General features: G+C 57.2%; 23 protein-coding genes. 9 read left to right on the forward strand and 14 right to left on the reverse strand.

The annotated features are described in order from the left end of the window. The first annotated feature begins 3 nt into the window (after positions 1–3). The gene (tilS, locus tag NY406_RS02425) at positions 4–999 is read left to right on the forward strand and encodes a tRNA lysidine(34) synthetase TilS (protein ID WP_260535188.1); all 996 of its coding nucleotides are present in this window, start codon (positions 4–6) and stop codon (positions 997–999) included. Between the two features lie 5 nt (positions 1,000–1,004). Here tilS and NY406_RS02430 read toward each other — a convergent pair whose 3' ends face one another. From NY406_RS02430 to trpD, 5 genes are all read right to left on the reverse strand, one after another. Continuing rightward, complete coding sequence (locus NY406_RS02430) at positions 1,005–2,045, reverse strand: hypothetical protein (RefSeq protein ID WP_260535190.1); 1,041 nt, start codon at positions 2,043–2,045, stop codon at positions 1,005–1,007. Positions 2,046–2,058: 13 nt separating this feature from the next. Then, on the reverse strand, positions 2,059–2,499 hold the full coding sequence (gene rnhA, locus NY406_RS02435; protein ID WP_260535192.1) for a ribonuclease HI: 441 nt from the start codon (positions 2,497–2,499) through the stop codon (positions 2,059–2,061). 67 nt (positions 2,500–2,566) lie between these two features. Then, on the reverse strand, positions 2,567–2,785 hold the full coding sequence (gene rpmB / locus NY406_RS02440) for a 50S ribosomal protein L28 (RefSeq protein ID WP_260535194.1): 219 nt from the start codon (positions 2,783–2,785) through the stop codon (positions 2,567–2,569). 152 nt (positions 2,786–2,937) lie between these two features. Then, the gene (gene chlG, locus NY406_RS02445) at positions 2,938–3,930 is read right to left on the reverse strand and encodes a chlorophyll synthase ChlG (protein WP_260535196.1); all 993 of its coding nucleotides are present in this window, start codon (positions 3,928–3,930) and stop codon (positions 2,938–2,940) included. A 75-nt stretch (positions 3,931–4,005) separates the two neighbouring features. Beyond that, positions 4,006–5,061 carry an anthranilate phosphoribosyltransferase gene (gene trpD, locus NY406_RS02450; protein WP_260535198.1) on the reverse strand — a complete coding sequence of 352 codons (1,056 nt, stop codon included), beginning with the start codon at positions 5,059–5,061 and terminating at the stop codon, positions 4,006–4,008. A 150-nt stretch (positions 5,062–5,211) separates the two neighbouring features. On the opposite strand from trpD, the gene NY406_RS02455 reads away from it, so the two are divergent. Beyond that, positions 5,212–6,306 carry a M24 family metallopeptidase gene (locus tag NY406_RS02455; protein WP_260535200.1) on the forward strand — a complete coding sequence of 365 codons (1,095 nt, stop codon included), beginning with the start codon at positions 5,212–5,214 and terminating at the stop codon, positions 6,304–6,306. Positions 6,307–6,320: 14 nt separating this feature from the next. Then, positions 6,321–6,659: a divalent-cation tolerance protein CutA gene (gene cutA, locus NY406_RS02460; RefSeq protein WP_260535202.1), complete on the forward strand. Its 339-nt coding sequence runs from the start codon at positions 6,321–6,323 to the stop codon at positions 6,657–6,659. A gap of 133 nt (positions 6,660–6,792) precedes the next feature. Here the strand turns inward: cutA and NY406_RS02465 are convergent, their stop codons facing one another. The 3 genes from NY406_RS02465 to NY406_RS02475 form a co-directional block, all read right to left on the reverse strand. Beyond that, positions 6,793–7,965, reverse strand: a complete 1,173-nt coding sequence (locus NY406_RS02465) for an ATP-binding protein (RefSeq protein WP_260535204.1) — start codon at positions 7,963–7,965, stop codon at positions 6,793–6,795. Positions 7,966–7,975: 10 nt separating this feature from the next. Further along, positions 7,976–8,887 (reverse strand): branched-chain amino acid transaminase, encoded by a 912-nt coding sequence (locus NY406_RS02470; protein WP_260535206.1) that lies wholly within the window; start codon positions 8,885–8,887, stop codon positions 7,976–7,978. A gap of 174 nt (positions 8,888–9,061) precedes the next feature. Beyond that, on the reverse strand, positions 9,062–10,267 hold the full coding sequence (locus tag NY406_RS02475) for a 6-phosphofructokinase (RefSeq protein ID WP_260535208.1): 1,206 nt from the start codon (positions 10,265–10,267) through the stop codon (positions 9,062–9,064). Positions 10,268–10,432: 165 nt separating this feature from the next. On the opposite strand from NY406_RS02475, the gene NY406_RS02480 reads away from it, so the two are divergent. Next, a complete protein-coding gene (locus NY406_RS02480; protein ID WP_260535209.1) occupies positions 10,433–11,704 on the forward strand; it encodes an ABC transporter permease in 1,272 nt (423 codons plus the stop codon). Between the two features lie 90 nt (positions 11,705–11,794). Here the strand turns inward: NY406_RS02480 and ispF are convergent, their stop codons facing one another. Then, a complete protein-coding gene (ispF, locus tag NY406_RS02485; RefSeq protein ID WP_260535211.1) occupies positions 11,795–12,268 on the reverse strand; it encodes a 2-C-methyl-D-erythritol 2,4-cyclodiphosphate synthase in 474 nt (157 codons plus the stop codon). Between the two features lie 211 nt (positions 12,269–12,479). Here ispF and NY406_RS02490 point away from each other — a divergent pair, with 211 nt between their 5' ends. Then, the gene (locus tag NY406_RS02490; RefSeq protein ID WP_260535213.1) at positions 12,480–13,580 is read left to right on the forward strand and encodes a DUF4407 domain-containing protein; all 1,101 of its coding nucleotides are present in this window, start codon (positions 12,480–12,482) and stop codon (positions 13,578–13,580) included. A 24-nt stretch (positions 13,581–13,604) separates the two neighbouring features. On the opposite strand, the gene NY406_RS02495 is transcribed toward NY406_RS02490, so the two are convergent. After that, positions 13,605–14,549 (reverse strand): dihydroorotate dehydrogenase, encoded by a 945-nt coding sequence (locus NY406_RS02495; protein ID WP_260535215.1) that lies wholly within the window; start codon positions 14,547–14,549, stop codon positions 13,605–13,607. A 17-nt stretch (positions 14,550–14,566) separates the two neighbouring features. Then, a complete protein-coding gene (gene glgP, locus NY406_RS02500; protein WP_260535217.1) occupies positions 14,567–16,690 on the reverse strand; it encodes an alpha-glucan family phosphorylase in 2,124 nt (707 codons plus the stop codon). A 195-nt stretch (positions 16,691–16,885) separates the two neighbouring features. On the opposite strand from glgP, the gene NY406_RS02505 reads away from it, so the two are divergent. Further along, the gene (locus tag NY406_RS02505) at positions 16,886–17,764 is read left to right on the forward strand and encodes a metallophosphoesterase family protein (protein ID WP_260535219.1); all 879 of its coding nucleotides are present in this window, start codon (positions 16,886–16,888) and stop codon (positions 17,762–17,764) included. A gap of 101 nt (positions 17,765–17,865) precedes the next feature. Here NY406_RS02505 and NY406_RS02510 read toward each other — a convergent pair whose 3' ends face one another. After that, positions 17,866–18,360 (reverse strand): ferritin, encoded by a 495-nt coding sequence (locus NY406_RS02510; protein ID WP_260535221.1) that lies wholly within the window; start codon positions 18,358–18,360, stop codon positions 17,866–17,868. Between the two features lie 103 nt (positions 18,361–18,463). Next, the gene (locus NY406_RS02515) at positions 18,464–18,955 is read right to left on the reverse strand and encodes a rubrerythrin family protein (protein ID WP_260535223.1); all 492 of its coding nucleotides are present in this window, start codon (positions 18,953–18,955) and stop codon (positions 18,464–18,466) included. 67 nt (positions 18,956–19,022) lie between these two features. Here NY406_RS02515 and NY406_RS02520 point away from each other — a divergent pair, with 67 nt between their 5' ends. Then, a complete protein-coding gene (locus NY406_RS02520; RefSeq protein WP_260535225.1) occupies positions 19,023–19,535 on the forward strand; it encodes a putative molybdenum carrier protein in 513 nt (170 codons plus the stop codon). Here the strand turns inward: NY406_RS02520 and carB are convergent. Continuing rightward, complete coding sequence (carB, locus tag NY406_RS02525) at positions 19,495–21,351, reverse strand: carbamoyl-phosphate synthase large subunit (RefSeq protein ID WP_260535227.1); 1,857 nt, start codon at positions 21,349–21,351, stop codon at positions 19,495–19,497. The genes NY406_RS02520 and carB overlap by 41 nt on opposite strands. 317 nt (positions 21,352–21,668) lie before the next feature. Here carB and NY406_RS02530 point away from each other — a divergent pair, with 317 nt between their 5' ends. Both NY406_RS02530 and glyA read left to right on the forward strand, forming a co-directional pair. Beyond that, complete coding sequence (locus NY406_RS02530; protein ID WP_260535229.1) at positions 21,669–22,949, forward strand: bifunctional 3,4-dihydroxy-2-butanone-4-phosphate synthase/GTP cyclohydrolase II; 1,281 nt, start codon at positions 21,669–21,671, stop codon at positions 22,947–22,949. 24 nt (positions 22,950–22,973) lie between these two features. Next, a complete protein-coding gene (gene glyA, locus NY406_RS02535; protein ID WP_260535231.1) occupies positions 22,974–24,296 on the forward strand; it encodes a serine hydroxymethyltransferase in 1,323 nt (440 codons plus the stop codon). Positions 24,297–24,346 lie beyond the last annotated feature (50 nt).

Genomic DNA, 24,346 nt, shown 5'->3' on the forward strand with positions numbered 1-24,346 from the left:
TCAGTGAACAAGACCGAGAAGAAATTTCTTGAAAACATTCATCGCCAGACGCTTGTCGCGAACGGTGAGGCGGTGCTGCTGGCGGTCTCCGGCGGGCCGGACTCGATGGCATTGCTGTATCTGTTCGCGGCGGTCGCACCGGTGTTGCATCTTCGTCTTGGCGTGGCGCACTGCAATTTCATGCTGAGAGGCAAGGAGAGCGACTGCGACGAGGCCTTCGTTCGGGAGGTGTGCCAAGCGCTTCGGTTGGGGTGTCATTTGCGGCGATTCGATACGAACGCTGTTGCCTTATCGTGGAAAAAGTCAATCGAGGAGACCGCCCGCTTGCTGCGCTACGACTTTTTTGACGAGCTTTGCCGTGAAGCCGGGTACACCCGAATTGCCACCGGGCATCACAGTGGCGACAATGCAGAGACCCTGCTTTTCAACCTCTTTCGCGGCACGTCGATTGAAGGGCTGCGGGGAATTCGGGTACGGCACGGCGCAATCATCAGGCCTCTTCTGTCCTTCACCCGACGGGAGATCGTGGTGTATCTCGAAGAAAAACGGGTTGCCTGGAGAGACGATCACACCAACGAAGGGATCGAGTGCGACCGTAATTTTATCCGCAACCGCGTGATCCCGGTGATCGAGGAGCGTTTTGCGCACAAGCTCATGCCGTCGCTGCAACGCATTTCAGAACATGCAGGCGAACTCGAAGAGTTCATCAATCTCCACATCTCGCGCCTGCTCGAAGCGCATCCGGGCCTCGACCTCGCGGGCGGCAAGCTGCATGCCGGCACGATGCGGCAACTCTCGATGTTCGAGCGAAAAGAGATTCTGAAGCGGGCCTTGAAGTTACAGAGGCTTTCGGTGAGCAGCAATGTCTTGAACAGAATTGCGGGGCTGCTCGACAATCAGGCGGGCCGGAGCGTTTCGGCTGGTGCAGGCGTCGAGGTAGTTCTGCAGGACGGATTCCTGCGATTCCGGCAAACCGGCGATCCGTCAGATCACCGGTAACGCGCTCACTCCTTTTTGCCGCTTTTCTTGAAGATGGTCTCCGGCAGGTCAGCCGTGACGATGACCGATTCGAGGTTCTGGCTTACCTTGAGGTGCTTGAGCAGCTCCTTGGCCGACTCCGAGGTTCTCGATCCGGAGATGCTCGACAGCTCGATTGCCCCCCACAGGAAGGTTGAGGCGAAGAACGCCGCCTGACGATCCTTGTATACCCACTCGGACTGTCCCTTGAGGCCGCTGTCGTCGAACTTCACCGACATCGAAATCTGCTGCAGGCGGTTCAGATTGCCGACCGATTTGACCTCGCTGTTCTTCGAGGTGAGGCTTTGCAGAGCGCCCGCCGTCCACTGTGGAGACGCGAGGGCGAACCAGGCGTGTGATTTGTAGGGTGTTTTGCTGATGAGCGAGGCAGTGGTCGAATCGCGCTCAAAAAGATGGCCAGATGGCCTGAAGAATTTTTCCAGATTATCGGTACTGCTGGCGATGGCGAGCCGGTTTTCGCCCATCGGGCTGACCCAGAGCGCGCTGTCAAGCATGTATGCCCGGTGTCCGGCGACCACTGCTTTCTGAATGCTTGTGGCATCAAGGAGGTTCGCCTGTGTTTTTCGGGCAATCGGGCCAAAGGCAAGGCCAATGTAGTTTTGCTGCTTCCGGCCCGATCGCTGGAAGCTGACAAGCAGGGTGTCGAGATCGTTGTTGAGATCGATGCCGCCAGCCTTCATCAGGCTGTCAGTTCGTTTGCCGAGGCTGATGAGCGGGCTGTTCTTGACCGAATCGGGTACGGCCTCTTTCCAGAATTTACTCTCGCGAATATCTTTCAGGCCCACGTAGATCATGGCGTCCGAGGTACCCGGCATGTTCTGGATGATCGTCGTCAGCTCCGGGGAGAGCGGCTCGGGCTCGATGCGAGGTTTTTTCCAGTTGATCCAGAGGTAGCCTGTCAGAACGACGATCAGCCCCATGACAAAAAGGGTGGCGATGACTTTCGGGCCTTTCTTTTTGGGGGCCTGCAATTCAGGCGCCGCAGGCATTGACTCGTTGCTGCTCATAAGGCAGAAAAAGTTAGGAGTTTTCCTTGATGGCGAGCCGGGCCAACTCGTCGCACCGGTTGTTGTGCGGGTTGTCGCTGTGGCCTTTGACTTTGTGAAAGGAGACGCGGTGTAATGTAGTCAACTTCAGGATTTCCTGCCAGAGGTCGATGTTCTCCACCGGCTTCTTCGCCGCGGTTTTCCAGCCGTTTTTTACCCAGCGTTTCAGCCAACCCTCGTTCATGGCGTTGACGAGATAGGCTGAATCGCTGTAAAGATCAACACGGCAAGGTTCTTTGAGCGCTTCGAGTCCCTTGATGGCCGCCATCAGCTCCATGCGGTTGTTGGTCGTGGCCGGCTCGTATCCCGAAATCTCCTTCCGGCTGGTTCCGTACATGAGCAGTGCGCCCCAGCCGCCCTTGCCCGGATTGCCACTGCACGCACCGTCGGTATAGAGTGTAATGGTTTTTTCCATCTGATAATAAAAAAGGCTCACCTGCTGATGAGCCTTCTCAATTTGGGATTTTCGCCGAAGGCGACGCTTACTTCAGAAGCTTGGCCAACTCGGCAGTGCCGGTTTTGGACATGATCTTCATTGCCTTGGCGGTCAGGCGAACCTTGACCCAGCGCTTCTCTTCCTCGATCCAGATTCTCTTGGTATGCAGGTTCGGTTCGAAACGGGTGCGGGTGTGGTTATTGGCATGGGAAACGTTATTGCCGTATTTCGGCCTTTTTCCGGTCAGCACGCAAACTTTGGACATGATAGGATCGATTGGCGTTAAAAAATGATACCGAGTATAAGCAATAATGAGGAGAAAACGAAACGCTTTTCATGCCGCGGGGTAAAGAATCGGACAGGCCAGTCAGATCAGGTCGATCAGGTCGATCTGACTCAATAGCCAGAGCTTACAGGTTATGGCCTTATGCCGACCGCACAGACCATCATCGAGAGCACGTAGAGCAAGGTGCCGAAGGCGTTGTACCAGACAGCTTTTTCGGCAGGGTGGTCGATGAGAATTTTCTGCATCGGGAGCTGGGCGATCAGCAACGTCACTGCGATGGCGGTCGGTATCGTGGAGCCTTTGGCGACAAGGATGACGATGGCCGCGATCTGCGCGATGTCCATGACTGCCGAGGCGAGGATAGCCGCATTCTTTTCTCCAAGCTGCACCGGAATCGATGCAACCTTGCGGATTTTGTCACCTACCACCGATTTGAAATCGTTAAGCGTCATGATGCCGTGCGCGCCAAGCGAGAAGACGATGGCAAGGGCGATGGACTCTTTCGACGGTACACCCTGCGTGATCGCAAAGCTGCCGGTCAGCCAGGCGACGCCTTCGTAAGCCAGACCGACAATCAGGTTGCCGTACCAGCCGTTGCGCTTCGCCCGGATCGGCGGGCCGGAGTAGGCGTGTGACATCAGAACACCCACAAAGGCGATAGCCATCACGTAGGGATGAATCGACAGGGCGACGGCAAAACCGGTAAGAATCAGCCCGAAGGTGATGAGCCAGCTTGCCTGTTTGGAGATTTTACCGGACGGAATCGGGCGCTCTGGTTCGTTGATGGCATCGACCTCGCGGTCGAAATAGTCATTCATGGTCTGCGACATGGCGCACATCAGCGGCCCGGCGAGGATGACGCCTCTGACCAGGATCGAGATGTTGTCCGTGACGCTTTCGCCCGTGGAGACCACGCCGCAGGCGAAAGCCCACATCGGCGGAAACCAGGTGACAGGCTTCATGAGCGGAAGAATCGCGGAGGGCTCGATACGGAATCCTGGCCGGTTGACATTTTCAAGGGCCTGCTGGATGATTTTCTGCCTGGACTGGCTGATACCCGACTGATGCAGTTTTTCGTCGATGTTCAATTGCAGTTCAGGATTGAGCGTATCGCTTCCGTTCATGATTTACAGATTCTTGCTTCGGCTGGAAACAGAGAGCAAATATAATACATGTTTTCCGGCAAACATTGTAACTCGTCAGTTTGTTGCCGGATCGCATTTCTGCGCGAGCCGCTGGTTCGTTTCGATGATCAGGTTCATTTTGTCCAGCGCTTCGCAGGTTTCGAGGCTCCCTTTGGACATGCTCATACCCTCGTCGATGCAGGAGGCTTTGCCCGAGACGTAGCAGGTTATGGCCGAGGCGAACAGTGCGGCGTCGATTTTGGCCTGCGGCGCCGAGCCGTCGAGAATATCCCGGATGATCTGCGCGTTGGTGTGACTGTCCCCGCCGGCGAGGTCGCCGATATCCCACCTGCCAAGACCGAAATCTTCCGGCTCGACGGTGTGGCGGATGAGCTGTCCCTGGTGCAGCTCGATCATCGAGGTCGGCCCGCAAACGCTCGGTTCGTCGAAGCCACCGCCGTTGCCTGTGCTGCCGTGGACGAGCATGGCGTGGTCGCAACCGTTGAGCAAGAGCACCTCGGCGTAAATATCCATCACCGCAGGATCGAACACCCCGATGAGCTGACGCCGCACCCTTGCCGGATTGATGATCGGGCCGAGCATGTTGAAGATCGTCCTGATGCCAAGCTCCTTGCGGACGCTGGCCACGGCCTTCATTGAAGGATGGTAAAGCGGGGCGAAGAGGAAGGCGAAGCCGGTTTCGCGGAACAGCTCCTCGGTGGCGCAGGGCGGCAGATCGACCTGGTAGCCGAGTGCTTCGAGCACGTCGGCACTGCCGCACTTGCTGGTGATCGAGCGGTTGCCGTGCTTGGCAATAGGAATACCCGCGCCGCAGGCGATAAAGGCTGCGGCGGTCGAGATATTGAAGGTGCCCGTATGATCGCCGCCTGTGCCGCAGGTATCGACAGCCTGCTGGTCAAGCGTGACCTGCGTGGCCTTCGAGACGATGCTTTCACACGCCCCGATCGCCTCGGCGGGGGTAACCCCCTTTTTCTGCAACAGCGCCAGGATCGCTCCGGTCCCGGCTTCGGAGAACAGGTTCTCCATGATCGAATTCATGCAAGTTTCCATCTCCTGCCGGGAAAGGTCGTTGCCCTCCAGCAGCTTCTGAAGAATCTCCTGTTGACGCATAGTAATGATGCAAAGCGGGGTCGAAATGAAGAAATTATTCGCTTACATTATACTAACTGCCGGCCCTTTTAGCAACAAAAGCTCTTTTGCAAAAAGCGAATGAACGTTTCGGGGCGGCTGACGCGATTTTTTCACTCTGCTTTCCGATTCATGTCGCAAGACCTTCTTCATACCTATCGCAGTAGCCTGCGCACCAAAATATTCAGAAAAATGGCCGGTGCCGGGCTGGACTCTCTTCTGGTGACCGATCTGGCGACCATCCGCTGGCTGACCGGTTTCAGTGGTTCCAACGCCAAACTGCTCTTCGCCGGAGGCTCAACCTCCGTGCTTTTTACCGATTTCCGGTATCAGGAGCAGGTTCGTCAGGAGACGAGCGGCATCGCCACGGTGATTCTTAAAGACCCGCTTCCGGTCGAGCTGGCATCAGGTTTGTTCAGGCTCGGAGATCGCATGGCGTTGCAGGCCGACCACATTACCTGGCACGAGAAGCAGCAGCTTTCGGAGAAGCTCGGCCATCTGGAATTCGCGCCGGTGTCGGCCTTTTTCGACGAGTTTCGCGAGATCAAAGACATCGAGGAGTTCGACCGGATGCGTCGCGCTGTCGCCCTCAGCGAAACGGTGCTCGAAGAGGTGATCGGCATGATCGGCCCCAATGTGACCGAGATCGACATTGCCGCCGAAATCACCTATCGCCACCGCAAGCTCGGTGCGGAGAAGGATTCGTTCGATCCCATTGTGGCTGGAGGGGCGCGCGGCGCCATGCCACACGCCAAACCGACCAGCGTAACATTTGAACCGGGCACGTTGATTGTCATCGATATGGGCTGCATCGTCGATGGCTACGCCTCAGACCAGACCCGCACGGTCGCGTTTGGCAAGATTTCCGATGAGCAGCGTAACGTTTATCGCATCGTGCAGGAGGCACAGCGGCTTGGCATCGAGGCGGCCAGAGCTGGCATGGCTGCCCGCGACCTCGACGCCGAGGTGCGCAACTTCATTGCCGCCGCAGGTTACGGCGAAGCCTTCGGCCACGGCCTTGGCCACGGCGTCGGCGTCGAGGTGCACGAAGCTCCGCGCGTCGGCACCGCCTCAACCGGCATTCTCCGCGAAGGCACGCTCTTTACCGTCGAGCCAGGCATCTACCTTCCGGGTCGCTTTGGCGTGCGCATCGAAGACATGGTAGCCCTCGGCCCCAACGGTGCAGAGCCGTTGCAGCGGTTTACGAAGGATTTGATTGAACTTTAATTGCGTGATGAAGTATGAGTGAATCGAAATCCAGCGGCTATTGCATGGTCATTACAACGGTTCCCGACCGGAATGAGGCGGAAAAGCTGGCGCAAGGCATTCTCGAAAACCACCTCGCGGCCTGTGTCCATTTATCCGATATTCACAGCTTCTTTTTCTGGGACGGTCAGATACAGGACGACAACGAAGTCTCACTCTTCATCAAAACCACGACGAAGCGATACGATGCCCTCGAAAGCTACATTCAGGAATATCACCCTTACGATGTTCCGGAGATTATCCAGCTGCCGATCATCGGTGGATCACCGGAATATCTTGCTTGGCTCGATGCGACGACGAGTGGCAGCCAGTAGCCTTGCAGGGGCGAGCGGCTGCCTGTCAGAGAATGGGACGTGTGGGTCTGATAGGAGGAAGACGTAAAGACGATACTTCTGACTCTCAGCTCCATTATCCCTTGCTGTCCTTGAAGTCCTTTTTGCCTCATTCTTACCTCTTTCCCTGCAAAATCCCCCTTAACTCCGCCGTTAAACCGGCCATCACCAAGAGCACGCTGGCGTTGCGTTCGATAGAGCGCATGGCCTCTTCGATGACGGTCGAGGCGCGGTAGAGGTCGCGGTTGGGGAAGGCTTTAACGAATCGGTCGGTGTTTTCGGCGATGTCGGGGTTGTTGAGTTCCGGGAATGCGCGGTCGATGGTTCGGCGGGTGACATCCTGGAAGAAGAGCAGCAGGGCGTCGAGGAAGATGAGCTGTTCGGTGCGCGTGGAGCTTTTGGCAAGCTCTTCGCACGTGCCGATGGCTTCGTGGAACTTCGCGGGGACGAGAATGTTGCGGAGGTAGTCGATGGCCTTGTTGCGGATGCCGACCACCGCCGGGGCAGCGCCTTCGCCGGTTTCGGCTTCGATCAGTTCAAGCGCGCTGGAGAGGTTCCCGCGCGAGAGACTGACGATGAAGCGCCGTTCGGTTTCGTCGAGCTGCGGAGCGCGTTTCGCTATCCAGGCTTCGATCTCGACTGGTTTCGGGCGAGCAAAGTTCAGAAGCTGGCATCGCGACCGGATGGTGGGCAGCACCGCTTCGGGGCGCGATGAGACCAGCACGAACACCACATGGGCGGGTGGCTCTTCGAGCAGTTTCAGCAGCTTGTTGGCCGCCGTCGGGTGGAGCCGCTCGGCCTGCGAGATGATGAACACCTTCTTGCCGCCATCGCGTGGGGCGAGTGAAGCTTTCTGCTGAAGCATGACAACCTGTTCGGTCAGGATGCCCATCGAACGCTCCATGGAAGGCATGAAAAATGGATTTTTCCGCTTTTCGTCGAGCAACGCCTCGTAGCGCTCCCGTGCTTCGGTGAGCTTCTTGTTCTCTTTTTTCGAAGGATCGACGGTTTCGAGCAGGGCTGCTTCGACGGGGAAGAGGTACTCGATGTTGGGGTGCATGAGCAGGTCGGCCTGGCGGCAGCTTTCGCATTCGCTGCACGAACCTTCGCCCGAAAGGTTGCCGGAACTCCGGCAGTTGAGAATTTTGGCGAGTTCAAACGCCACGGTCTCCTTGCCTGAGCCCTCGGGACCGGCAAAGAGATAGGCATGAGCCAGACGGTTGGCTCCGAGCGCTGTTTTCAGCACCCGGAGCTGTGGTTCGTGACCGACAATCGAATTCCAGCTCATGCCCCTCCGCTCAAATAAAGGTCAGCCAGTTGTACGGGTCTTCTCCGGAATGGACGATTTTGAGGTACTCGTGCTGCAAGGCTTCGGTGAGCGGGCCGCGCTTTTCGTTGCCGATCGGAATCCTGTCAACGCTTCTGACCGGTGTGATCTCGGCAGCCGTGCCGGTCAGGAAGATTTCGTCGGCGATGTAAAGCGCCTCGCGCGGAATGAGCGTTTCGCGAACCTCGTAGCCAAGCTCCTTGGCGATGTGCATCACGGCGTGACGGGTAAAGCCCGGCAGGATCGATTGCGCCGCCAGCGGGGTGTAGATGATGTTGTGCCTGACGACAAAGATGTTTTCGCCGCTGCCCTCGGCAACGTAGCCGTTGTGGTCGAGCGCCAGACCTTCGGCGTAACCGTCCGACAGCGCCTCCATTTTGATGAGCTGCGAGTTCATGTAGTTGCCGCCTGCTTTGGCCCACGAGGGCAGGGTATTCGGCGCGAGGCGGTGCCATGAGGAGACCTTGACATCCACGCCGTTTTCAAGCACATCCTCGCCGAGGTAGGTGCCCCACTCCCAGGTCGCGATGGCGACCTCGATGGAGGCGCGGTGCGGATTGACGCCAAGCGCGCCCTGACCACGGAAAACCAGCGGACGGACGTAGCAGGCTTTGTGGTTGTTGGCCTTGATGGTCGAGATAATGGCGTCCTTGATCTCGGTTTCCGAATAGGGAATCTCTATGCGGTAGATTTTGGACGAATCCCAGAGGCGGCGGACATGTTCGTCGAGGAAGAGCAGCGCCGAGCCTTTGGCGGTATCGTAGCAGCGGATGCCCTCGAAGGTTGACGAACCATAGTGGACGACGTGGGACATGACGTGGATTTTGGCGTCACTCCAGCCGACCAGTTCGCCGTTCATCCATATTTTAAGCGAGTTATACATGAATAGATGACATTGAGTGAAAAAAACGGTAAAGAATTTTTCTTCTAAGATAGTTCGTTTTGGATTTTTTGAAAGCGGTGAGGAGCTAATTTGAGCGCGGGCGATAGCGTGGAACGGGCTTGATGGCCTGAGTGAACGCTGTTCGTCCGCAGCGCCCACTCAGGCCGTTTGCGCTTAGTAAATCCTTTCGTACACGCCGTCAACTTCGCGAAGAATCGGCTCGTAGGCTACCGGAGTTCTGCCGAAGCAGGTGCCGATCGATTCGTACATGGCGACCTGGTCGAGATCGACATAGCGCTGCTCGATGGCTTTGGATGCCTCGATGTACTCGATCTTGCGTCCCTTGACCTTGGAGACGGTCACGCCGGTTTTGCCGTCAAGCAGGAGCAATACCGCTGCTGCACCGGCCTCGAAGCCGAAGTTGATGTCGTAGGCCGAGGAGTGTCCGGCGCGCACCAGGTGGCCTGGATGGACTTCGCGCACCTCCGGAATTTCGTAGATGCCTTCGACGAACATGCCGGTATCTTTCATGAACTGCGGCATTCGGGGGTCGGCCTTGAAGCGCTTTTTGATCTCCTGGCAGACATACTTGCCCGCCCCGGCCAGCTTTTTGTGACCGAATGCATCGACGCCCGCCGACTCATCGACGATGTCCGTGCCGTCGGCGTTCTTCATGCCCTCGGCGACCACGATGGTGTAGGTGCCGCTGTGCACGTCGCTCTGGCGGATGCGGCGGGTGAAGCGCTCGACGATGTGCTCATAGACCACATCCCAGTCAACCGGAATTTCCGGAATCAGGATGCAGTCGGCCTCGGCAGCCACGCCGCTGCGGAAGGCCGTGTGACCCGCGTAGCGCCCGAACACCTCGGTGACCAGCACGCGGTTGTGGGTACGTCCGGTGGTTTTGAGATCTTCGACGAACTGGGCGATGCGGTTGATGGTCGAGTCGCCGCCGACCGAGTAGGTCTGCAAATCGAGGTCCATCGTTTTCGGGCAGTGGATGCACTGGATGCCGTTCTGGTTCAGGTCGATCATCACGCTGCCGGAGTCATCGCCGCCGCTGATGATGAGCGCATCGAGATCGAACTTTTTCATGCCGACCTTGATGCGGTTGTATTTGTCGGGATTGCTGATCGCCTTGATTTTCACCCGCGAATGGCCAGCTTCCGAACCGGCGAAACTTGCCTCGAACTGGTCGAGACGGGCCTCGTCGAACCTCACCAGCCTGTCCTGGTTCAGGAGGTTGTACAGTCCGGCGTAGCCGTTGGGGATTACATAAAGTTCAAGCCCTTTGTTCAGGGCCATGAGCGCGGCGCCCTTGATGACGGCGTTCAGGCCGCCGCAGTCGCCTCCGCTGGTAAGAATTCCGATTTTTTTCACGCTGCTCCCTCCTCGTTCCTCAAGTTAGTTTTTGACAGCTTAATTTGATTTATTACACCATTGTTGCATGGTGTACGGTATGAAATCAAGATAGAGTATTTGACTGATATTTCATTGCTGCATGATGAAATACGGTGCATTGAAATCCCCTGAATCCATCGGAATATGACCTTCATTGACCATCTTCGCTTTGCCTGGGTGCACCTGCGGGAGAGAAAGCGCCAGACCTCCCTGACGGTGCTTGGCGTGGCGGTCGGTTCGGCGATGATGATTACCACCATCGCCGTGGCGCGGGGTTCGTCGCTGAATGTTTTCCTGAAGCTCATCGATGTTGCCCCGCACATCACCATCGGCGCAGACAGGGTGGTGCCGGAGGTGCCCGACAATCTCGTCGGTATTATGGAGGGGCGAATCGCCTTCGTCCGCAAAAACGTCACCACCGATCGCAAGGTAGTCATCAAGAACTATAATCAGGTGATTGCGACTATCAGTCCGATAAAGCAGATCGTCGATATTTCGCCCTACGTCACCAGCAAGCTGCTTGCGCGCAACAAGAACCGCTTCACGCCCTGCTTCGCCAAAGGGGTGGTGCCGTCGCTCGAAGGCGGGATCGCCGGGCTGAAAAAGAACCTGCTCGACTCCGAGGCGCTCTCCGAGCTGGCGTGGACGCCGAATGGCATCATCCTTGGCTCGATGCTGGCCGAGAAGCTGAAAGTGAAATACCGCGATACGATCATGCTGGTGGACAAGGAGGGACATGAATATCCGGTGATGGTCGTGGGGCGGTTCAGGAGCGGGTTTAACACCAAGGATGACAAGGAGGCCTACGTCAATCTGGCGCTGGCGCAGCGGATGGAGTCGCTGGCCTCGAATACCGTCACCGGCATCGGGCTGCGGATCGCCAACATCGCCGAGGCCGACGCACTCGCGGCGAGGATCGAGAAGCTGACCGGATACGAAACCAAGAGCTGGAGCGAAAGCAACAAGAATGTGATCGATTTTTACAATCGCAACGGCACGATCACGCTGGTGCTGGTGAGCTTCGTGTTCGTGGTGGCCGGGCTTGGCGTGTCGTCGGTTATGACCACGGTGGTGCTTCAGAAGGTGAAGGATATCGCCATTCTGCGCTCGATGGGCGTTCAGCGGGGAAGCATTACGCGCATCTTTATGCTCGAAGGCCTGATCATTGGCACCATAGGGGCGCTGGCGGGCAGTCCGGTGGGGCATCTCATTTGCGATCTCATCAGCAGGATACGCTTCGCTCCGAGCAGCGCAGGTGTTATCAGCAGCGATCGGCTTCTTGTCGCTGAAACACCTGACGCACATCTCATCGTGATCGGTTTTGGCATTCTGATTGCCGTGATCTCATCGGTAGGGCCAGCCCGCAGAGCCACGAGTTACCTGCCGGTTCGCGTTCTGCGCGGCGAGGTGGGTTAACCGCATGTTTTCCGCTGTTGTGTGTCTCGCTTGCCGTGCTCCGTCAGTCTTGTCATCAAGCCATTCACGACGCGGAAAACATGCACTCATTCAGGTATTTTCAATCAAGCACACCGCGTGGGCGCAGGCGCCTTCCTGGCGACCTACATAGCCGAGTTTTTCGTTGGTGGTTGCTTTGACCGATATGGCGTTCATCTCCAGGCCGAGGCAGCTGGCGATGTTGCGGCGCATATCTTCAATGTAGGGGGCGATTTTGGGCTTTTCGAGCAGCAGCATGGTGTCGACGTTGACCGGCTTGTAGCCCTCCTGTTCAAGCAGCTTGCAGACATGCTTCAGCAGCTCCATGCTGTCTGCATCCTTGTAGTCGGGACTGGTGTCGGGGAAGTGCTTGCCGATGTCGCCGAGCGCCGCCGCGCCGAGCAGGGCGTCGCTGATGGCGTGCAGGAGCACGTCGGCGTCACTGTGGCCGTGGAGGCCGACCGGGGAGGGCACATTAACCCCGCCGATGATGAGTTTTCGCCCTTCGGCAAACTGGTGAACGTCTATGCCGATTCCTATACGCATGTTTTCTGTAAATTGGTGGTGGATGGGTGTCTATGCAGCGATATGGACTGAAAGATAGAACAAAACGGGTAAATACAGAACCTTTCGTTCCAATTTGAAAAAGCTCAGGAAAGGTGTCGAGGTGAATTGAATGTTTTGATGACGGGTTTTAAATTGCGCTTTATCACGGTGTTTCGGGCGGTACGGAAATGGTATTTATGGAGATAATATCATGAGTGATGGACGCTTGCAGCGCTTTTTCTGGATCTGTGCCGGTACGCCGGTCGAGATCATAGAAAAATACCCAACCGAACACGCCAAATACCTCGGCATAGGTGCGACGATCTTTTTTACCGCCCTGTTTGCCGCTCTTTCCGGCGGATATGCTCTCTACTTCGTTTTCGCAGGAGCCCCTTTCGACTGGTTTGCATCGATACTGTTCGGGATATTCTGGGGTCTGGCTATTTTCAATCTCGATCGTTACATCGTTTCAAGCATAAAGAAAACCTCGAAAGGGGTGACGCAGTTCTATCAGGCTTCACCCCGGCTGGTGCTTGCCGTGCTTATTGCCATTGTGATTGCCCGTCCGCTTGAACTCAAAATATTCGACAAGGAGATACGCGAGAAGCTCAGGGAGCGTTATCTGGCCGATCAGCAGGCGCAGATTAAGAGGTTGCAGGAGTCGTTCAAGACAAAATATGCGCTTGAACTTTCCATGATCTCAAGATACCGGAGTGAGTATGACGAACTCGACAAGGATACGGGCCGTTTACGTGAAGAGCTCAAGGCCGAAGTGTTTGGCGACAAGACCTCCACGACTTCGGGCGTTGTCGGATATGGCAGTTATGCGAAAAACAAGGAGGCGGTCGTACAGGCCAAGCAGGCCCGGCTTGACTATCTGGCCAGGGAGCTGGCATCGCTCGAGGAGTTTGTGAACCGTCAGAAAGGGGTCGAGGGAATAAACAGCAATCTCATGCTTTCGGACGCAATGCTCGATCAGAAAGCATCGGAAGCCGGTTTCGCAGACCGGAACTGGGCTCTTGGCGCGCTGACCCACTCGACCGACGACGTCAGCCGTTCATCGGCCCATGCGGTAACGTTCATCACGCTGCTGATTATTGCTTTTGAATGCGCCCCTCTGATTGTCAAGCTGCTTTCCGATGCCGGTCCGTCCGATGTGGATATTCGTGAAAGCGAGGCGAGGATTATCGCCAGGCTTGTCAACCCCGCTCTGCCTGGCGGTTCCCATTTGGCACGTCGTTACAACACACCGTCATTCCGTTCTGTGCCGGGTCGCAGGAACAGATTCTCCGGTTACCGGCGTCGCCGGTAGGTCTCCCGGCGGCTTCACGTGTTACTAAACGATCAGGCTGCCGACATACTCCTGAAATGCCGGAGCGTCAGGCTGCGAGAAGAATTCGTCGATCGCCACGGCGATCTTTTCGCCGATGTCTGGGTAAACGAAGTTCATCGTGCCGATCTGGATAGCGCTGGCACCGACGAGCAGAAACTCCATTGCGTCGGCGAACGAGGCGATACCGCCCATGCCGATCACCGGAATCTTCACGGCCCGCGACACCTCCCACACCTTGGCCAGCGCTATCGGCTTGATCGCCGGGCCGGAGAGGCCGCCGGTAACGTTCTTCAGCAGCGGCTTGCCGGTGCGGTAGTCCACCGCCATGCCGACCACGGTATTGATGAGCGACACCGAGTCCGCGCCTGCCTCTTCGGCGGCGAGTGCGATGGCGCTGATCGAGGTGACGTTCGGCGTGAGCTTGACCATCAGATGCCGCCCGGTCTGCTTGCGCAGCATCGAGACGATCTCGCGCGTCGCGTCGGGGCTGACACCCATGATCATGCACTCGCCCTTGACGTTCGGGCACGAGAGGTTCAGTTCGTAGGCGGCGATGCCCTCGACTGTGTTGAGCCGCTCGACCACCTGGCAGTAGTCGTCAATCGATTTGCCCGCGATGTTGACGATCACCTGCGTGTCAAGCGTCTGCAAAAACGGCACTTTATCCGAAACAAACTTGTCGAGACCCACATTAGCCAGGCCGATGGCGTTGATCATGCCACACGAGGTCTCGGCGATGCGTTGCGGCGGATTGCCTGTCCTGGGTTCGGGCGAAATGGCTTTGGTGACCAGACCGCCAATTTTCGAAAGGTCGCACAGTTGCGAAAGCTCCTCGCCGTACGAAACGGTGCCGGAAGCGAGCATGACCGGCGAGCGGAGGTCAAGACCCCTGCCGAGGCTCACGGCGGCAGGGGAGTTCATGGTCGTTGTTGTCGATGATGAGGTCATGATGCTGTTTCGATGGCTCAGGGACGCGGCTCCTTGAGGTAGTAGCGCATGGTGTACTCCTTGACCATGCGGTCGGTGTTGTAAACCGGCGCGATGGTCGCGATGGCGCTGCGAATGCTCTTCAGCCACCTTACCGGAAGGTTGTTCTCGTTGCGCTCGTAGAAGGTCGGGATGATCTGGTTTTCGAGTACTTCATACAGTTTGTTTGCGTCGAAGCGGTACTGTTCTTCATAGTTGTCGTACTCTTCGCCGCTGCCGATCGACCAGCCGTTGGTGCCGTTGTATGCCTCACACCACCAGCCGTCCATGATGCTCAGGTTCAGACCGCCGTGCAGCACCGTTTTCTGGCCTGAGGTACCGCTGGCCTCCATTGGCCTGACCGGGTTGTTCAGCCAGACATCGACACCGGAAACGAGACGCTTGGCCACGCCGATGTTGTAGTTCTCGAGGAAGACCACCTTGCCGAGGAACTGCGGGCGGTGCGAGTGCTCGACGATCTGGCGGATGTACTCCTTGCCCGCGTCGTCGTGCGGATGGGCCTTGCCCGCAAAAACGATTTGTACCGGCATGTTCGGGTGGTTGACGATGGCGTTGAGCCGGTCGAGATCCTGGAAAATCAGTGGTGCGCGTTTGTAGGTGGCGAAGCGCCGGGCGAAGCCGATAGTCAGCACATCTGGCGAAAGTGCGCTCTTTGCCGACCGGGAGGAGTCTGCTGGCTTGTACGGGGTGGTGTACTGGTGCTGGTGGTAGAGCTGGTTCGACAGGTAGCGCGAAATATAATCCATGAGATTACGCTTCAGCTGGTAGCGCAGACACCACAGCTCTTCGTCTGAAATTCTTGCCAGCACCGCTTCGGCAGACTCTCTCGAAGCAAACAGCTCATCGAGGCTTTTTGCATGGTGTTTCCAGAACCGTTCGGTGAAGCCGCTGCTCCAGCTTTTGGTATGGATGCCGTTGGTGATATGGCCGATCGGCACCTCTTTCGGGTCGCCGGTTGAGTAGAGATGCTTCCACATCTCGCGTGAAACCTCGCCGTGCAGCTTCGAGACGCCGTTGGCGCAGCGCGAGAGCCTGAGGGCGAGCACCGTCATGGTGAAGAGCCCCGAGGTGTCTGCCGGATTTTCGGCTCCGAGTCTCAGAACCTCCTCCATCTCCATGCCACAGAGCGCCACGTACTTCGAGAAGGTGTACTGCATCATGTCCCTCGAAAAACGGTCGTGGCCAGCCGGAACGGGCGTGTGCGTGGTGAAGACGCACTGCTCTTTGACCTTGGCCTTTGCCTCATCGAAAGTGTTTCCCCTGGCGATTTCATCGGCAAGCAGTTCGAGCGTCAGGAATGCCGAGTGGCCTTCGTTCATGTGATAGACAGCAGGTTCGATCTTGAGCTCTTTGAGCAGCTTGATGCCGCCGATGCCCAACAGAATCTCCTGATTGATCCTCATGTTCTGGTCGCCGCCATAGACCCTCGAGCAGATATCGCGATAATGCATTTCATTGGACGGGATATTGGTGTCGAGCAGGTAGAGCGTGGCGCGTCCGACCTTCAGGCTCCATGCCTGGGCAAAGACGGTGCTCTGGGCGATGATGACTTCGATGATCAGATCCTTTCCATCCGCGGTTGTGACCTTCTCGATGGGTAGGCTTTCGGGGTATTGCAGCGGATAATCCTCGATCTGCCAGCCGTCGTGATTGAGGTACTGGCGGAAATAGCCCTCCTTGTAGAAAAGAGAGATGCCAATGAAATTGAGGCCCAGGTCGCTTGCGGACTTGATGTGGTCGCCCGAGAGGATGCCGAGGCCGCCCGAGTAGATGCGGAGGCTTTCGTGAACGCCAAATTCAGCGCTGAAGTAGGCGACCGGGCTGGAAACAAGCTGGGGAGCGTGTTCGGCTGCCCAGGTGTTCTTTTCGGTCATGTAATCTTCGAACCGTTTGGTCACATCGTCGATCGTGCTGCTGAGTTCGCAGGCGCATCGTGCCTCGAGTTCATCGGCCGAAATATGTCTGAGCAGCTCGACCGGATTGTGATTGACCCGTTCCCAGAGAAGTGGCGAGAGGTTTTTGAAAAGAGATTTGGCCTCGGTATCCCATGACCACCAGAGGTTCCGGGAGAGTTTTTTTACGGCGGAAATGCTTTTTGACATGTTGGATTTGTAGATTTTGCCTCGTTCCTCAGGTGGTGCAGGTTCAGAAAACGGAGTATCTTACAGAACTGCGTCCCTGAGGAGGATGCCGGGATGAAGGGGGCGTCGGGATTCACAGAGAAGATCCAATCCAGCCAGATTCCTTGGTTTATTTGCTAAATTTAAATCTTTCAATCTATAAATCCACATTGCTCAGTGTCCTTTGATAAGAAAGTAACCATTGCGCATCTTTCAGATCTGCACTTTGCAAGCAAGAACGACCGTTATCTGACGGCAAGGCTCGACACCATGCTTGGCGAGTTCGTCCGTCTGAAATACGATCATCTCGTGATGACCGGCGACCTCATCGACACGGCTTCACCTGCGCTCTGGACGATCATCCGGGATGCTCTCGTGCGGCACGATCTGTTTGACTGGGGGAAAACCACGGTGATACCGGGCAATCACGACCTGATCGACCTTGAGGAGGAGATGCGCTTCTATAACGCGCTCAATCCTGATGACCGGAGCCGCCAGCGCCGGGTTGATGAACGGCTTCGGCAGTTTAACGCTATATTCCGTCCGCTCATTACCGATGATGGCGATGCTTCGGCGGGCGTGCCTTTCGTCAAGGTGATGCGTTTCGGCGAGATTTCACTTTCGTTCGTGGCGGTCAATACGGTCGCGCCGTGGTCGGGGCTGGACAATCCGGCAGGCGCGCGGGGCAGCGTTTCGCCTGAAACGCTCAGGGCGCTTCAGGAGCCGGGTGTTCGGCAGGTTCTTGACGATACCTTCATCATCGGCCTTTGCCATCACGCCTACAAGATTTATGGCACCGGCGCCCTGGTCGATCAGGCGTTTGACTGGACGATGGAGTTCAAGAACCGTGAAGAATATCTCAAGTCGATGACGAATCTCGGTGCAAAGCTGGTGCTGCACGGTCATTTTCACCGTTTTCAGGTCTATCAGGCAGGCGCCTTGCACTTCATCAATGGCGGAAGTTTCCGCTACTCTCCCGAACGCTACGGCGAACTGACGATTGGCGTGGAGGGACGGTGGTCGCATCGCTTCGTCAATCTTGCGCTCAAAAAGTAGCGGGTGCTTTTTCTGAATACGGAGAATGGAGAGAAAAAAAGAACCCTGACTAATGCCAGGGCTCGAATTGACGTTGCGGCGGAGGAATTTTCGTCATGCGATCAGTTCATGCCGCGCCGAGCGAGCTGACGGTCCATCATGATCAGGGCATGCCCTTTTTCACCCGCCATGCGGATTGTTTCAAGAATTTCGCTGGCAGCGGCCTCCTCCTCGACCTGCTCTTCGATGAACCAGTGCAGGAGCACCTGGGCGGCGTAATCCTTCTCCTTCATGGCGGTTTCGTAGAGGCGGTTGATCAGGCCGGTGATTTTCCGCTCGTGGCCCAGCACCTCCTCGAACAGGTGGGAAGGGGATTTGAAGTCCGACGCTGGCTGGGCGATGGGGAGCAGTTCCACTTTGCCGCCACGTTCGTTGACGAATTTGTAAAGCTTCATGGCATGGCCCTGCTCCTCCTTGTACTGGAGTTCGAGCCAGTGCGCGAATCCGGGAAGATTCATCGAATGGGCGTAGGCAGCCATCGACAGATAAAGGTAGGCCGAAGCCATCTCGTGGTTGATCTGCTCGTTAAATGCCTGCTGAAGTTTCTGACTGAACATGGGCATTTCTCCTGCGGTTGATGATGTTTGACTATGCAATAGTTGACGTTATCTGATGCATCTCAACCGTGAAGGGCGGCAGATCGTTTCAGTATTCTGTCGTTCACGAGAGCTGTTCCTCCCTGACGCCATGCTCCTTCATGTACTCGCGGATACGCTTGGCGTGGTTCTGGTCTTCGCTGGCGAGCTGCTTGAAAATATCGGCGGTCAGCGAGCCGGTGTCGCTGTCCATGAACTCCTGGAAGTGTGCCTCTCCGGCGGACATCTCGATGTGCAGCGCGAGGTTCAGCGCCTCTTCCCGCGAGAACGGCGAGGTCGCGAAGCGCTCCGCCTCGGCGAGGATCTTGGCATTGTTTGCCTTCAGGGCGTCGAGGTCTTTGGCGAGGAGATTTTCTGGGAAAAACTGCAACGGCTGCGGCTGTTTTTTCTCCTGCTGGAGCAGGGCGGCATGGCTGCGTTCCTCCATCGAGAGCTCCCACCAGAACTCTTCGTCCTCTTCGAAATGGTCGTTGAAGAGGGTGTAAAGTTTCGCAAGATTGAGTTCGAGCTGTATCGATTCGTCGAGAAGCGCGGCAATGGTCGGTGACGTTGACATGAGAGTGATTGATGTCGGTGACGGTTGAACAATTTGAAACAGCGCAAGATAATGAACGGCGGTGATAATGAGGAGGATTCCCGGAAGATCGGGTTGCGGCGGCCTGTCGATGATCGTTTCGGGCGGGCAGGCCGGAGTGGATCGCGGGGCGCTCGACGCGGCCATCGCCGCCGGTTTCGTGCATGGCGGGTGGTGTCCGAGAGGCAGGAGAGCTGAGGATGGCGTGATTCCGGAAAAGTATCGGCTTGTCGAGACGCCTTACTCCCGGTATGCCGTCAGAACCGCATGGAACGTCCACGACTCGGACGCGACGCTTGTGCTGACTTCAGGCCCGCTCGCGGGCGGCACGAAACTCACGGTCGAGTACGCGCGGCGTTACGGGCGAGCTTGCATGATTGTCGATCTGGACGGAAGAGCGGATGCCGGGACGGTGGTTGAGTGGATAGGGGCAAATGGAATCGGTGTACTGAATATCGCCGGGCCGAGGGAGAGCGAAAAGCCGGGCATCGGTGAAAATGCCCGGCGCTTTGTCCTGGAAATTATTGATTGCGATAGGCGGCGTACTCTTGCAGGCTCTTGACGCCGAACTGCTGGCGGCGGATGCAGTCCATCGCCCGCACAGACGCCTCAGCGGCTTCGATGGTGGTGACGAAGGGCACGCCGCTCTGCACCGACGCTGAACCGATGGCCTCCTCGTCGTGCAGCGCTTTTTCGCCTCTCGGCGTGTTGATCACGAAATCGATCTTGCCGAGCTTGATGATGTCGAAGATGTTCGGACGTCCCTCTTCGCCAACCTTGAAAATCTTCTTGCACTCGATGCCGTGCTTCGTTAGGAATGCGTGGGTTCCGGCGGTGGCCACCAGATCGAAGTCCATGCGGTAGAGCTCACGGGCGATGTTGATGATGCGCTGGTTTTTGTCCTGCTCGTTCACGCTGATGAAGACCGTCCCGGAGAGCGGCAGGTGCATGTTGGCTGCCTGGTAGGCTTTGGCGAACGCTTCGGGGAAGGATTCGGCAAGGCTCATCGCTTCGCCGGTGGAGCGCATTTCGGGGCCAAGATAGACGCCGGACTTGACAAACTTCGAGAAGGGGAAAACAGGTTCCTTGATGGCCATGTGCTTTAGGCCAAGCTCGTCGCAATCCTTCAGGTTGAACTCCTTGCGCAGGTCGCTGAGCTTTTCGCCGAGCATGATGCGCGTGGCGATCTTGACCACCGGAATCGCCGTGGCCTTGCCCACGAAAGGCACGGTACGGCTGGCGCGCGGGTTGACCTCGATGACGTACACCTTGCCGTTCTGCACGGCGTACTGTACGTTCATCAGGCCGACGACGCCGATGTGTTCTGCGAGTTTGCGCGTGTACTCCTTCATGGTGGCGATGGCTGCCGGGTCGATGTTGTAGTAAGGCAGAATCGAGGTGGAGTCGCCGCTGTGGATACCGGCGGCCTCGACGTGTTGCATGATGCCGCTAATGACGCAATCGGTGCTGTCGGCCAGCGCGTCGATGTCGAACTCGACGGCGGTTTCGAGGAAGCGGTCGATGAGCAGCGGATACTTCTCGGTGATGAAGAGCGCCTGGTCAACGTACTCTTTGAGCGAGTCGTCGTTGTAGATGATCTTCATGGCGCGACCGCCAAGCACGTAGCTGGGCCTGACGAGTACCGGGTAGCCGATCCTGTTGGTGATCTCCTGCGCTTCGGCGAAGGTGGTTGCCGTGCCGTATTCTGGGTGCGGGATGTCGAGCTTTTCGAGCAGTGCGCCGAACTTTTTGCGGTCTTCGGCCAGGTCGATGCCTTTGGACGAAGTGCCGAGAATGTTCACGCCAGCCGCGTCGAGTTTGGTCGAAAGCTTGAGCGGCGTCTGGCCGCCGAAGCTAACGATGACGCCGAGTGGCTGCTCGTGCTCGATGATGCGGATGACATCTTCGAAGGTGAGCGGTTCGAAGTAGAGCTTGTCGGCGATGTCGTAGTCGGTCGAAACGGTCTCGGGGTTGCAGTTGACCATGATGGTTTCGTACCCGGCCTCTCGAAGGGCGAAGACCGCCTGCACGCAGCAGTAGTCGAACTCGATGCCCTGGCCGATTCGGTTCGGGCCGCCGCCGAGGATGATCACCTTCTGGCGGTCGGAGCGCACCGACTCGTTCTCTTCGTCGTAGGTCGAGTAGTGGTACGGGGTTTTGGCGTCGAACTCGGCAGCGCAGGTATCGACGGTCTTGAAGACCGAAACCACGCCGTAGTGGCTGCGCAACTCGTGCACCGCAGCTTCGCTGGTCTGGAATATGGTGGCGATCTGGAAATCGGAAAAGCCGTGCTCCTTGGCTTTCTTCATCTTCGGAGCGGGCAACCTGAGGGCGAGGGCCTGTGCCTCACCGGAAAGTTCAGGGAGTGGTGTGGTCATGCAGCGTCGTATTGGAAAATCATGATTGGTAGAGCGTCACCAAAGGTAACAATTCAGGGCCGTACTTTACAACCGCCGGAGTATAATAAAAAAGGCGTCCGAACTCAAAGTCTCCCACCCATCTGTTGAGGGGACTGATGATTGAAGGATGGCTGCCGGTAACGGTTCTGATTCCGGTTACCACCCGATCCGGACAATCTTATGGTCAACAAGTTATTGGTGGCCTCTCCGGTTCGTTAAGTTTTTTTTACTATAATATTGTTCTCTTTTCGTGTAATTTCTGACCGGTAAACCAAGCATCAGTAAGCATACTTGTGATGAGCGACAAAAAGTTTGATTCCATAGCATCGGCTCTCGAAGACATCAAAAACGGCAAGCTGGTCATCGTCGTCGATGACGAAGACCGCGAGGATGAAGGCGATTTTATTGCCGCCGCCGAGCATGTGACTCCCGAGATGGTGAACTTCATCACCAAAGAGGCGCGCGGCCTGCTCTGCGTGGCCATTTCCATGCAGCGCGCCCGCGAGTTGCAGCTCGAACCGATGGTGCAGCGCAACACCTCGCAGCATGAAACCAACTTTACCGTTTCCATCGACGCCATCGCCGAGGGAGTCACCACCGGTATTTCGGCCTACGACCGCTACATGACCCTCAAGATGATCGCCAATCCGTCATGTACGGCGGATGATTTCTCACGCCCCGGCCACATTTTTCCACTTCGCGCGATGGATGGCGGCGTGCTTCGCAGGGTTGGTCACACCGAAGCCGCCGTCGATCTCTGCCGCCTGGCCGGATGTCAGCCCGCCGGTCTGCTCTGCGAAATCCTGCACGACGACGGCAGCATGGCCCGCCTTCCCGAGCTGCTCAAGCTCAAGGAAAAGCTCGGTATGAAGCTCATCACCATCAAGGACCTCGTCGCCTACCGGATGCAGCAGTCGAAGCTCGTGCACCGCGCCGTCGAGTCGAAGCTCCCGACCGCGCATGGCGAGTTCAAGCTCATCGCCTACGAAACACTCGTCGATCAGCAGAACCACATGGCTTTCGTCAAGGGCGACGTTGCCAACGGTGAACCGGTGCTTGTCCGCGTGCACTCGCAGTGCGCCACGGGCGACACCTTCGGCTCGCTTCGCTGTGACTGCGGCCACCAGCTCGAAACCGCTCTGCGCATGATCGAAAAAGAGGGGCGCGGCGTGCTGGTCTACCTCATGCAGGAGGGACGGGGTATCGGACTCATCAACAAGCTCAAGGCCTACAACCTTCAGGACGAAGGGTTTGATACGGTCGAGGCCAACGAGAAGCTTGGCTTCAAGGCTGACCTGCGCGACTACGGCATCGGCGCACAGATTCTCCAGGATCTCGGTGTCAGGAAGATGCGCCTGTTGACCAACAACCCGAAAAAGATAGTCGGTCTCGAAGGATACGGTCTCGAAATCGTCGAGCGCGTACCGCTGGAAATCGCCCCGAACGAGGTGAACCGCAACTACCTGCAAACCAAGCGCGACAAGCTTGGCCACATGATTGAAATGGCTTCGGGCAACGAACGGATTCTCTTCGAGCGCCTTGCCGACGAACAGTTGAAACAGCACAAAAAAGATTAACCTCCACCGGGAGAAGGAAAGACGATGGATAATGATATTCTGAAACGGCTCGACCCCGACGTTTTCGAGGCGATTGCCAGCGAAACGAAACGCCAGACCGAAACGCTCGAACTGATCGCTTCGGAGAACTTCACCAGCAAGGCTGTCATGGAGGCCTGCGGTTCGGTGATGACCAACAAGTATGCCGAGGGTTACCCCGGCAAGCGCTACTACGGCGGCTGCGAGTTCGTCGATGTGGCCGAGAACCTGGCCCGCGACCGCGCCAAAAAGCTTTTCGGCTGCGAGTACGTCAACGTGCAGCCTCACTCCGGTTCCAGCGCCAACATGGCGGTGCTTTTCGCCGTGCTCAAGCCGGGTGACGCCATCATGGGTCTCGACCTCTCTCACGGCGGCCACCTTACTCACGGTAGCAAGGTGAACTTCTCCGGCCAGTTTTTTGACGCTCACTCTTACGGCGTCGATAAAGAGACCGGTATCATCGACATGAACAAGGTCGAGGAGATGGCCATGCGGGTCAAGCCGAAGCTCATCATTACCGGCGCGAGCGCCTACTCGCAGGGTTTCGACTTCAAGGCGTTCCGCGAGGTTGCCGACAAGGTCGGCGCGCTGCTCATGGCCGATATCGCCCATCCGGCGGGTCTGGTCGCCGCGGGCCTCTCCGCCGACCCGATGCCGCACTGCCACTTCGTGACCACCACCACGCACAAAACCCTGCGCGGCCCGCGCGGCGGTATGATCATGATGGGCAAGGATTTCGAGAATCCGCTCGGCCTGACCATCAATACCAAGAACGGCTCGCGCGTCAAGATGATGTCCGAGGTGATGGACGCCGAGGTGATGCCCGGCATCCAGGGCGGCCCGCTCATGCACATCATCGCCGGCAAGGCGGTCGCCTTCGGCGAAGCGCTTCAGCCCGAGTTCAAAGCCTACGCGCAGCAGATCAAGGACAACGCCGCCGCAATGGCCGCGAAGTTCCTTGCTGCGGACTACCACATCGTCAGCGGCGGCACGAAGAACCACCTCATGCTGCTCGACTTGCGCAACAAGAACGTCACCGGCAAAGTGGCCGAAAACCTTCTGCACGAAGCGGGCATAACGGTCAACAAGAATATGGTGCCTTTCGACGACAAATCACCGTTTGTGACCAGCGGCATCCGCGTCGGAACCCCGGCCATGACCACGCGTGGCATGAAGGTTGCTGAAGCCGAAAAGATCGTTGAATTCATCGATCGCGTCATCAGCGCTGCCAACGACGCCAACGTTGCCGATGTCTGCAAGGCCGTCAGAGCTGAAGTTCGCGAGCTGTGCCTTGGCTTCCCGCTCAACAACTACGGCTCGCTCGTCTAAGCGATATGCGACAACGTATTACAAAGGCCGGTCATCTCTGTGGATGCCGG

It is taken from the genome of Chlorobaculum sp. MV4-Y, assembly GCF_025244685.1.
GTDB lineage: Bacteria > Bacteroidota > Chlorobiia > Chlorobiales > Chlorobiaceae > Chlorobaculum.